Raw genomic sequence first — 12,219 nt, 5'->3', positions numbered from 1 at the left:
CAGAACGCAAGCCAGTAAGCCAGATACGCACATTTATAGATGGTGGGGTTGTTATTATTTTTAATTTGAGATCAGAGAAAATAGATTCAATTAATTAGTATATCTTATCCATTTCCAGTAGCTAGGCTTATTATTTCTTCTAAAAATACCATAGATTGGTCTTGATTGCTTAATGCTCGTGCTAACTTGTGCATAGCTGGATTTTTCGGCTCTTGTGAATTAATATAGAATAATATATCCTCAAATAAATTATCAATTTTTCTATCATCCATATTTTTCGGCTTTACATAGCCCAATGATTCCAAATACATTTCTTTGTCAATTTTACCATCTAAAGAAACCTTTTTTACATAATAAACATCTTCATATTCTTTATCTTCATCAATAAGCCGTATGGGATTATCTGATGGGTCCAAAACTACAACTGTATTAATTATGTCTTTTATGTAATGTGGAATGTCTTTTTTTTGGGTTTTGGGATTTTTAATGAAATATGCTGATGTATTTTTATATTTTTCTCTAATTTCTGGCATTTTTTCCTGATATTGGTCTGTTTTTTCTAAAATACCATAAATTTCTTGTTCTTGTTCATTATATAATTCTGATTGAGCGATTCGAAAAGCAAGTGCTTCTGTTTCTCCTTCCAATTGTAATAACTCTTCATCTCTTAAATCTCTAACAACAATCTGATTAACTAATGAATCCCATTTATTCTGATTTTTGGCTTCAAATTCCTTAATTTTCTTTTTAAATAAATATTTTAGTTCTTTATGTGCTTTGTTATAGTTCTCAGTGTCTAATTGCTTAATTAAGTTAAATATATCTAATGATTCTGTTTTTACTATACTAAATATTACATTTTTAATATTCATACTCTGTAATCTTTTAGCATTGATTGCTTCAGGATCCCAATCTTTTGGTAATTCATACTCTTCTATTTGAATGATTTTTAATTTTAAAAGCTTATTGAAAATTGCATTGTAACTCATATCTCGTTTAGGAACATTTACATATTCAGAACTCGCTATTGTTCGGGTAATGATCTCGGTATAAGATAGTGGGCCTTCTTCCAATAAATTTTTAATAAAATCCTCCAATTTCAGTTTTTTTCCCAAAATGTTTCACCCAGTTTTTTCTTTTTGTGTATATTTACACAATTATTCCACTTAAAATTGATCCTTCTGTGTATACTTAGTTAATTTTACAAAACTTCTAGGAATGCACTCATTTGTCAGTATTAAAAATCAAATTTGGTTGAATCAATAGTGCATAAGCCTAGAAGGAGGAAAAAAATATGAAAAAAGAAATATACGAAACTGAAGATGTTATGACTTGTGAGTGTTTACACAAAAATGCAATGATGTGGCTAATGGGAACCAGTGGAATGAGAGTTGCTGACTTATGTCAACTCGATTATTTTGATTTCTTATCGAGCATAGCAGATTATTTCCAGGGTAGTTCAACAAGTCCCTTCCGTATAAATAAGATATATGAGCAAATAAGAAGCCGTGATGATATTATAGGAACTTGGGAACTATATAATAAAAAAACAGGTGCTCCTTATGTTACATTCAGTACTCCCAAAACAATTCATGCCATAATGGACTCTCTTTACCTTAGGAAAGGTTCTAGACAAATTGACCAGAATGAACCTTTATTTGTAGGGCTTAATGGAAAGAGAATAACCCCAGAAGAAGTTACAGCAAATATAACGAACTTCGGTGATCAAGTGGGACTAGACATAAAACCACAACACCTTAGAGAATTATTCGTCGATAGATTGACTTCTGCTGGAATTCCGAATGAAATAATAAAGCTTTTTTTAGGGCATAAGATTATTCCATCTACCATTTCCTATGTAGCATGTCATAGAGAAGCTCTCATATCCGACTACAAAAAAGCTTTTATAAGTTCCGCTCCTGAAGAAGTGGTATTGAAAGTCCCAATAGAGCAATATAAATATTTTTTGGACGAAATGAGAATAGGTTAAGGAGCCTATTCTTTTCATTTTTTTTTATAGGTGATATAAAATGAGTTTTGACGATCTGACGTTTATTAGAGCTAGCAAACCATTAAAAAATCATAATGGTCGAAGTTTTGGGTATATCAAAATGGGTAATTTGCAGATATTTCTTGACCACTGGAGGGAAGGGAAAAAAAATTACAGCCAGTGGAAAGTCATGGAAAAAGAGAGAACACCAAGATATGTAGGTGCTGCAGTCGTAAATGATGAACCAATAAATGTGCGAAAAATGAGACGGGATAAGCTTTTGAAAGAAATAATAAAAAATAAATTTCCAGATATTCCGTCAGAAACCGTAGCAATATTTCTTTCTGAAATGGTTGAAGTTGCCAATAAATTAGGAAGTGGACTATTTCCAAAAAGCACAACAAAAGAGGAGACAGAAGAATTAGAAGAAATTAGTAGTTTTGATGATTACGATGAAACTATAAAAGAACAGGCTAACTCTATTTTAAAGAGTAACCCATTAGAATATTTTATAGGGGTGTTGGATTTAGTACATTGTGGAGATGTAGAAAACAAAGAAATTTTAGTACTGGTACTATTCACAAAACATGTGATGAACGGTAAACCTGTAAATGTAATTATTGTCGGTAGTACTGAATCTGGTAAGACGAGTTTAGCCAATAAAACCGCCATGATTACACCAAATCGTTTCCTAATTAATACAAGTTCCATGAGTGCCAAAGCTGCTTATTATCATCAGGAGGCTTTCCGGGAAGATTACAATCATATGATAATCAATGACTTTTTAGATAGTGAAGAAGCAATTGGAACACTTAAAGCCGTTACAGATACGGAAATAGTAAAACCTAAACATATGACAGTATCCGATGATAAAAAAGCTGTTACCTTAGAAATTAAAGGCAAAAATACTGTAATAGTAACTGCTGCAAAGCAACTTACAGACCGAGAGCTAAACCGACGCTTATTACACTTAAACCCTGATGAAGATGAGGCACATGAGCTAGAAACCAAAGAATTCATAGTTTTAGACGTAGTAGGAACATCATTAAAACATGACGACATATTTGAAGTGGCACAAGCACTCTATGACAAAATAATAGAATCAAACTATGAAGTTTTTGTGCCGTGGATGCTAGCAATAGACGTTAAATTGCTAAGCAAAACCGACATAAAGCACTTCACTAACTTAGTAAAAGCCAGAGCATTAATCCATCAATCCCAAAGGATAGAAATAATGGATAAAGTGCTATTATCATCATTAGAAGACTTCCTAGAAGTAGCTCGACTATGGGAACACATCTCAGAAATGCAAACCACATATTTACCAGCAAAGGCCTTTGAATTATTAAAATTACTCCCCACATGGGATAAGGACTTTTATAAAGAATCTTTAAGGTCAGGAGACGGGCACTATGGTATGAAACTAGCAAAAATCAGTCAAGCCCTAGATATAAGCCGTGATGCTGTGAAAAGATTAATTTGGGGTAAGGATGACCAAAGAGGCCTTGTAGATTTAGGTTACGTACACGCAGAACAAACTGGAGATACCAAAACATCTCCATGGACCTGTTACCGTACTAAAGATAAAACTTTATATGCTGAAGAAAAAGATGTTGAAGCTTCGACAGTTGCTTATTTACCCATGTTTAAGCCTTGGAATGAAACAAAAGATAAAAAAAGAGTCATACTATCTATATGTAATTTGTTTTTTAGTAAGGGATACTTAAAAAAAGAAAAATTTGAAGAAATAAATGAAGCATTACTCTCCAAATATGATTTAAATATAGAAACAGATGAGGATATAATTAAAATCATCGACTTCATTAAAAAAAATTATATAAGGTAAAGTTTCTGGATAGCAAGCTAAAAAAAACATTTTTAGGCATTAATATGGGATAATTTGGCATTATATAGTTGGCACTACTCACAATCAAGCAGAACGAAGTATTAAATCGAAATATTCGTTAATTAACCCTAGATTATAATGCCAAATTATTATCCAATATGTATTAATCATAATAATGTATCCCATTTTAACAGTCTAAACAACATTAAAACAGTAATAAATGTAATATACATAAAAATAACAATATAAACCAACCAAAAATCAATCCTTACCCTATATGCAACGATCCCAATCAACCCAACTTTCACCATGTCGTACTGACTTGCTGGCAGGCTTTCGTTAGTAATGGATAAATTTCGAGATGTATTCTTATCCAATCGATAAAATAAAAAAATAGGAGTTATATGAAATAATCTTCAAGTGTACCTTCTATTTGTCCCCTAGTTTTCTTCTCATACTCTAATATATCGACGGTATCGGCACCTTTTTCACTCAGCTCATAGAATGTGTTTTCTCCAAGCAGTACATAGTTCCATTGACTGTATAGTCTATCCTCTGGTTTAAGTTGGTTTATTTTATCTATCCAGTCAATAGTGGCTCTTCGCTTTTGCTGCACATTAGGATTGTTGACATCTTTTTGAGCTTTAGTTTCAACCAGGTACACTTTATTAGATGTTCTTACTAAGAAGTCAGGGTAGTAATGAGATAAAAGACCGTCTTCTCGGATATAGGTTATGTGAGCAAAGTCATGGTAAATTTCATTAATTTTCAGAAATGAATAAACTTCTGAATCTTTGTCAACAAATTCTATGAATGCCTTTTCGAATCCTCCTTTATTAGAAGGGTATGCTAATTTCTCATAAATGGCCTTGGAAATGTCTAGGCAGAAGTTTTCTCGCATTTTTATTTCCGCAACATCTGAGAATGGTTTTTTGATTACTTCTGCTTCTGTGACATCAACGTTGTTTTGCATCTCGTAAATTGCTTTGCTGACATTTTTAATGATATGAGAAAGGATTTGGGACTCAGATAAAAAGAGAATTCTCCAGTTATTATCAATCATTGGGTTAAACTCTTGTTCAAACAACTTATGTCGTATGTACTCATCTGTAAGTTTTGCTATTTCTGCAGTATTAACCTGCAGCCTAGGGAAAGATTTTTTCTTTTTTTTACCAACGGGTATCAGCATAGAGGTTACACCTCTAACTAATTTTGACAGAAACTCATTATAACTTGTGGCGGTAAATATCTCTGCAGTAACTGAATATTCTCCAAATCGGGTCCTAACTGTAACTTCTTCTGAATAAAAAACATCCCCTTCCTTAGGAATTAGATTCTCCAAGTCTTCCAATGCAATAGGGAATGGTTCCATATTATCAAAAGATAGTTCGGTAGGTGCAAGGTTTTCTTCACTCTCTCGGATAATTAAAGGCCAATATAAATCATATTTCTCATAACCTTCCCTTAACCCAACATTAATAATGTCACCTAAGATATTCACTCTTCCAGTAGGTGGTTTTTCAGCAGTTCCCACAGCACCTTCATCAATTAACTTTTCATAAAACTCAATAAATGCAGGATGCTCTACAATACTTAGAATATCCAAATAATTAAGGGGTTCTTCTTTTTTATCCAGTAACCTTATCCTATTCTCAGTTTTAACCTCTTCAAATATAGGTTCTCTCCACATTAACCGTAAACCACGACCAATAGTTTGTTCCAGAAGAATGAATGATGTAGTGGACCTTAAAGGAACAATAACACAGATATTGTTTACATCAAAGCCTTCACGGAGCATTAGAACCGAGACAATTACTCTTGGACTTTGGTGTTTGTCAATATTGAACAGCCGCTGTTTGGTTTCATTCCATTCTTTTTGTGGTATATTCCCTTTACGGTCTGAATGTATTTCCATGACATCATCTTCAGATAAACCCTCTGACTTAGTTAAAAAGTCAGTTACAAAAGGAGCCACTTTAGTGTCTTCACAAATAACCATCATCTTTGGATGTTTACTGGAAACACCATTTTCATCAGCAGTTAAAGCAATAAATTCCTTTTCAAGAATATTTAACTTTTGTAAACCCGCTCTAAGCATAATTTTCTGACCATCAGACAACCCAACAACATCATTACCTTCCCTAGTTGCCTTAAAATCTAATTCCATTGTAGCAACTTCTTTACGCCTATCCAAAGCAATTGTTTTAATCAAACCATGCCTAATGGAAGTTTTAAGGTCAAAATCAACTACTATATAAGGGAAAAAATGTTTTGTCCGTTTCTGACCACTACCCGTAACACTATAAGGAGTAGCTGAGAAATCAATCTGAATAAACTTCTCTTTTTTCGGCTCCGAAATTCTTAATAAACTCCTTTGCCATTGCACCTCAAATATCTCCCCACCACGTTTAACTTCATGGATATGGTGAGCTTCATCATTAAATACAACTAAATCCTGCAAATTCGCAAGATATTCAATTTCCTTACCTTTGAGATAATGATTATCTAATGAATCTAATGCATTACCTGCTGTTAATCCTGGAGTAATAGGAAGAACGTCCTTAATAACTTCACTGGGGTCTTCAATGGGTGACCTATTGAGACTTTTTTCTTCTTCACCAGCTAACAAATGCCAATTAGTGATAGCAATAAGACCCTCTCCAGTTACCTTAGTTCCTATTTCTTCTTTACGAACAACATTGGACTGAATAAAACCAAAAATAATATCCTTATAAGCCGGAGGAATAAATAACTTCTCAAAAATCTTAAAATCCGATTCATCAAAGTTCCTAGTTCCATCCATTTGTTCCTTACCTAAAAATGCGTCAAGAAGCCTTTCATAAACAATCAAACCTGGTGCAACAAGCAAAAAATTCTTAGAATATCTTCCCGAAAATTCATTCTCAGTTTTAGCATTTAAAAACTGCCAAAGAAGTAATGCATGTAAAACCCATGTTTTTCCCGTACCTGTAGCCATTTTAATAGCATACTTAGGATGTTTATATTTTTCTTTCTCCAAATCCAAAATGTCCATTTCCCCAAGCAACTCAGGACTAACAGATTGATACATATCCATTACACTACTTACACCCATTACCTCATGGAGATAGATAGTGTTTAAGATAGCTTGCTTCTGACCCTCATGAAAATTAAAATTCCGAATATCGCAAAAAGCATCACCAAACCAAAACCTCAACAAATCTTTAGTTATTGGGTTGACACTTTCAATAAAAGAACCATCTTTCCAGGCCTTTTTAACATTCTTTGTCAATTCTTTAGCAAAAAGAAGCGGAATATCCTTTGTCCCTTGATGTGTCATTCTAGACATGCTATTCCACCTCTACAACTGTTGCACTCTCAAAACCAAACACATCAACAGCCTTAATACAAACATTCCTTTTCCTATTTTCCTTGGGAACGATTAATTCGGCTTTACGGACCACCCTGAACGGGTCGTTATCATTGGCAATATTCTGCCTATAATCCTGCCACTTACTACGGAAAACCTCACCATCATAATCAGGGTCAATACTCCAATATTCAATAAGACTAAGAGGGTCTTCAGTAATTACCTTCTCTAACATAGCCTTATTTTTATCATCAAGTGGAAGAGCATCTGGAGACAATAAAACATAATTTTCCATCTCTATAATTAATTTATCCTTATTTTTATCATATTCTGCTCTCAGAATAGGTTTTACAGTTAAATATTGCAGTGAAGAGAATCTTACCTTACCTGACTGAATTAATTTCTTATATTTAGCTTTTGTCTTTAAGATATCAAGTAAATCAGCTGGAATCACAAGAACTTCAAGATTTTTATCATTTAAACTAGTGATAATCTCACCAATGTTTGAGACAAAGTTCCATCCAAGAACAACTACTTTTTTCCACCCACCTGCATATGAGTTCCTGAACTCTTGAGCACGTTTTAAAGTATTGTATCCTGTCATTTTGGATGGGGAATCAACCACAATAAGAGTTCTAGATTGTTTGAGGTATCCTGCGTTGGCTGGGGCACCTTCATTAGCTGGAAAAGGCATGGCACCATATAAATTAATAATTACATGGGCTAAATCTCTTATTGTTCTAAATTCTGACTTTTCATATTGCTCTTTTTGGTAGTCCCCTATTGACTGAAATAAAAATGGTTGAGAATCTTGGTCAACCATACGTTTCCTAGTAATCATACACCCTGGCTTGCCAAGATCTGACATTATCCATTTTCTGTTGAGCTTTCCTGCTACAGCACCCGTAGTACCACTACCCGCAAAAAAATCAGCTATTATTGAACCTTCATTTGATGATGCCTTAATGATTCGATTAAGTAATTTTTGAGGTTTTTGAGTTTTATACCCTACCAATTCAGTTCTTGAAATTTGTCCCCCAGATGGAATATCATCCCACCAATCATTAGGAATTCGTCCTTTTTCATATTCAGAGATGTCTTTTCCAGTAAATTGTATGCCACCTTTTGTAGTTTCAGAGTATCCTCTTCTTTTTAAGGTCGCTTCGTCATAAGGGATTAAAATATCCTCATAATTAAAAATATATTCATTTGACTTCGAATACCAAAATATGACATCGTGTTTCTTTTGAAAAGTAGATTTAACGGGCGATGGTCCTTTATATGCCCAAACAATTTCGTTTCGGAAATTATCTCTTCCAAAAATGTCATCTAATATTATCTTTAAATAATGACCAACATGCCAATCAATATGAACATAAATAGACCCTTTTTCAGATAGAAGTTCCCGCATTAATACTAATCTAGGAACCATCATACGGAGATAACTAGCTGTTCCATGTTTCCAAGTATCTGAATACGCAAATTGTTCGATTACAGTTGGTTTTTGAACAATATTAGCATCTGGTAACTCTACTTTGGTCCTATAATCTGCTTTTGAATCATATGGCGGATCAATGTATATTAAATCAAGTTTACCACGAAGTGAGGCTGAATTATTATCTCCTGCCAGTAGCGCCTGCATCGCAAGTAAGTTATCCCCATATATTAATCTGTTAAACCATTCATTACTGTTAATATCCTTTATTTGGCCTCTAAACAAGCCCGAACTATCCTTAGATGGTAAAACTAGTTCATTTGTCTGTAAAGTAATTCTATTAGATTTTGAAAGTCCTTCTAAAATTCGTTGCGCTTCTCGTTTTCCCTGCTTTATTATTTTTGGCAATTCTTCTACAAGTGAATCAGACATTTACAATCACCATTTCCCCAATATAAAGTTATATAATTATCTTGGTATATGTCATATTTAGTATTAAAATTATGTATAATTAAATGGGTATTATTACATTAGTTACAATATAGTAGTGCAGAATGAATGAAAAATAGATATTAACCATTTTTTTATGAGGAAAATAGATTCAACAAATTATTATAATTCAAATATATTTTTATAGATAATTTTTTACTTAAAAATTAATTCATATCCACAAGATTATAAATTAGTTCTCAAGTGCTCACTACCACAACATATTTACTATTCACCATCATTATTGTAATACAAATGGTTTTAAAGAAAATAAATTATTAATAAGGTTTGTATTTGTTAATGGAGGATATAAAAATGGTTGGGATACCCGAAGCAAAATTAGAAAGTTGGGCGTCTAAAGGTGCAATAGTTACCGCAGAAACTACACATAAATCTGTAAGAAAAGCTTTAGATGCCTGTGATGAGCTTAGAGGAATAGATCCTGAAATCTATCTCCAAGGATCTTATAAAAACAGCACTAACATTCGTGGAGAAAGTGATGTTGATGTTGTCATTCAATTAAATAAAACATATACTCCCTACACTCTGGAATTATCCACAAAAGAACAGGAACTTTATAAATCTGCGCATATTGACGCTACATACTTTCTTCCGGAATTTAAAAATGCTGTACTTGATGCTTTAAAGGCATATTTTGGATATTCAATGGTTTCTGAAGGAAATAAATGTATTAAAATTAAAAAAGACTCAAATAGATTAGATGCTGATGTAATAGTTTGTAATCAGTATCGAAAATATAAACGTTATGTAAACTGGAATGATCAAGATTTTTATGAAGGAATAATATTTTATACAAAATTAGGGGATAAAATTATTAGTTATCCTAAAATTCATTATGATAATGGAGTTAATAAAAATTCAGTATCCAAAACAAATAATTTGTATAAACCAACAGTGCGACTTTTTAAAAATGCTAGAAGTTATATGGTCAATCAAGGAATAATTAAAGAAAATATTGCACCTTCGTTTTTTGTTGAATGCTTGTTGTATAATGTCCCTGACACTCTTTTTCAAAATCAATATTCAACTACTTATTTAAATATCATTAAATGGATTGTGGATTCTCTATCAAATGGTGACTACAAAAATTTCGTGTGTCAGGATGAACAAACCAAACTTTTTGGTGATACACATAAACAATGGAATTTAAAAAATGGTGTATTATTTTTATCAGAATTAATCGATCTTTGGCAGGAGTGGTGAAAAATGCACTCCTATTCAACAGATTCTAAAGAAAGAAAGTACATCCCCCTTATACTTATAGGAGTAAGTATAGTATTTTCAATGGTCTCAATAGCAATATGGCACAGTTTGCATTTTGAGGGATTATTAGGACAAATTCACTCTGTTATAGGATATATTGTAGATTTTTCAGCCATATTATATTATGATATTTTATTTTGGCTGTTTAATGATTATTTATGGAAGTATTGTTCGTTCATTCCTTTTTGTAATATACCTAATTTAAATGGGAAATGGGAAGGAATAATCAATTCTTCTTTTAAGGATACGGAGACAAAAGAAAGAACTATTGTAACCGCAACAATGGATATTAACCAAAAATGGCAGGAAATGGAAATTAGGTTTAAATCCGATAATTCAGAATCTAAAACTGTTACTGGTGCATTTTTCACTAAAAATTCCAATGCCAAAGAGTTAACATACCAATATGAGAATAACCTCGTCCCAACTTCGGATATTGAAACCATGCATTCGCATGATGGAACAGGATGGATTACTATAGCTTCAGATTTAAAAAGTTTAGAAGGAAAATACTATACCGGACGAGATAGTTCTAATAATGGAGGTCTTAGTTTTACAAAAGTCGGAAAATAGTTTTACAAATAAATGACGAGATGAGAAAAACTCAGTGATCTCAATTTATACACTCGAAGAAAACTCAAATAATATTCAACGCAGCTCTCACTAAAATACGTGCTGACTTGTTTGCTGTCATTTGGTGTAACGTTCTTTAAAGATAAATATCATGCATCTATAAAAAAAATAGATAGATTACCCAACTAATATTATTGAATTCTAAAACTATTTATAATCATATTAAATGCATTATTGGCTTGATCTTTATCCCCAGCGATTACTATAGTCCATCCGTTTTTATCTTTTACAAAAATACCTGTATTAAGAGTTTTCGTACCTCCAGTTGACCTTTTTTCATAATAGGTATAACCATTTAGAGTCTTTTTTGTAAATCCATCGTTTTTTAACATTTGTAAATAGTCTGAATCGAGTGGATAACTCTTTATTTCTGCTCTAGATATTTGTGATGGATAATCAAACATGATTTCGCCGGAATTTTGATAACCAATTTTCCAGTCTTTAGGATAATCAAAACTTATATTATTATCATTATATTGAGTAGCAGCAGTATTTCCAGATAAAATTACAAATACCAAGATTAATAAAACGAATACACTACTTGTACTGATAATTTTCGTACGAAAACTGGAATTTAAAAATTTATCTTTTATTTTTTTAAGTTCTTTTAATATTCCAACTCCTTGATTGGTAACAGATGATTTTTGTGATGATTTTTTAGCCTCTATGGGTATTGACTTACCACAATTTCCACAAAATTTAGTGTCGTTTTGTATCTCAACTCCACAAGAAGGGCAGATTAATTTTTCTTTTTTTATAGAATTAAGATTTTCAGCATATTTTAATCTCCCACCACATTCACAAACATCAAAATCTTCTGGAGACTCTCCATCTTGCAGCTCATAATAACCCTCACACTTGTCACAAATAAGGTATCCCAACCAAACTCCCCCTTAATAGGATAATAACAATAAGTAGATAAATGTAATACATCTTCATATTTAATATTTTTGCAATAATACAAAATTTATTCTCTTTTCCAGTTTGATTGAACTACATATCTAAATTTAGAAATTACTGGTAATTTCCATTATGCAAATCTGAAGATTTTTTTTTATCGATTCGATATCTCCTCCCATAATATGAATCGCAGCTCTTAGTAAAACGCTCCCTGGCTGTCTTTCTAGCTAACTTCATTAAAGATAAATTTTGGCAACAATGAAAATTATTTTTTGCATAATATTACTTCTCTT

At 32.4% G+C, this 12,219-nt stretch carries 8 protein-coding genes; 4 read left to right on the top strand and 4 right to left on the bottom strand.

Annotated elements, in window-relative coordinates:
- Positions 1-104: 104 nt before the first annotated feature.
- The gene (locus A994_RS03940; RefSeq protein ID WP_004029994.1) at positions 105-1,115 is read right to left on the bottom strand and encodes a hypothetical protein; all 1,011 of its coding nucleotides are present in this window, start codon (positions 1,113-1,115) and stop codon (positions 105-107) included.
- 179 nt (positions 1,116-1,294) lie between these two features.
- Between A994_RS03940 and A994_RS03935 the strand changes: the two genes are divergently transcribed.
- Together A994_RS03935 and A994_RS03930 are read left to right on the top strand one after the other, a co-directional pair.
- On the top strand, positions 1,295-1,990 hold the full coding sequence (locus A994_RS03935; protein ID WP_004029993.1) for a tyrosine-type recombinase/integrase: 696 nt from the start codon (positions 1,295-1,297) through the stop codon (positions 1,988-1,990).
- Between the two features lie 40 nt (positions 1,991-2,030).
- Entirely contained in the window at positions 2,031-3,836 is a 1,806-nt protein-coding gene (locus A994_RS03930; RefSeq protein WP_004029992.1) for a hypothetical protein, read from the top strand.
- A 400-nt stretch (positions 3,837-4,236) separates the two neighbouring features.
- Here the strand turns inward: A994_RS03930 and A994_RS03925 are convergent, their stop codons facing one another.
- Entirely contained in the window at positions 4,237-7,164 is a 2,928-nt protein-coding gene (locus A994_RS03925) for a DEAD/DEAH box helicase family protein (protein WP_004029991.1), read from the bottom strand.
- Between the two features lies 1 nt (position 7,165).
- The gene (locus tag A994_RS03920) at positions 7,166-9,052 is read right to left on the bottom strand and encodes a site-specific DNA-methyltransferase (RefSeq protein ID WP_004029990.1); all 1,887 of its coding nucleotides are present in this window, start codon (positions 9,050-9,052) and stop codon (positions 7,166-7,168) included.
- A gap of 372 nt (positions 9,053-9,424) precedes the next feature.
- Here A994_RS03920 and A994_RS03915 point away from each other — a divergent pair, with 372 nt between their 5' ends.
- On the top strand, positions 9,425-10,333 hold the full coding sequence (locus tag A994_RS03915) for a nucleotidyltransferase domain-containing protein (protein ID WP_004029989.1): 909 nt from the start codon (positions 9,425-9,427) through the stop codon (positions 10,331-10,333).
- Between the two features lie 3 nt (positions 10,334-10,336).
- On the top strand, positions 10,337-10,966 hold the full coding sequence (locus A994_RS03910; RefSeq protein ID WP_004029988.1) for a Cap15 family cyclic dinucleotide receptor domain-containing protein: 630 nt from the start codon (positions 10,337-10,339) through the stop codon (positions 10,964-10,966).
- Positions 10,967-11,157: 191 nt separating this feature from the next.
- Here A994_RS03910 and A994_RS12835 read toward each other — a convergent pair whose 3' ends face one another.
- A complete protein-coding gene (locus A994_RS12835) occupies positions 11,158-11,907 on the bottom strand; it encodes a zinc ribbon domain-containing protein (protein ID WP_004029987.1) in 750 nt (249 codons plus the stop codon).
- Positions 11,908-12,219: the final 312 nt, after the last annotated feature.

The sequence above is a fragment of the Methanobacterium formicicum DSM 3637 genome, assembly GCF_000302455.1.
Lineage (GTDB): Archaea > Methanobacteriota > Methanobacteria > Methanobacteriales > Methanobacteriaceae > Methanobacterium > Methanobacterium formicicum_A.
This window is presented reverse-complemented; position numbering and strand designations above follow the sequence as displayed.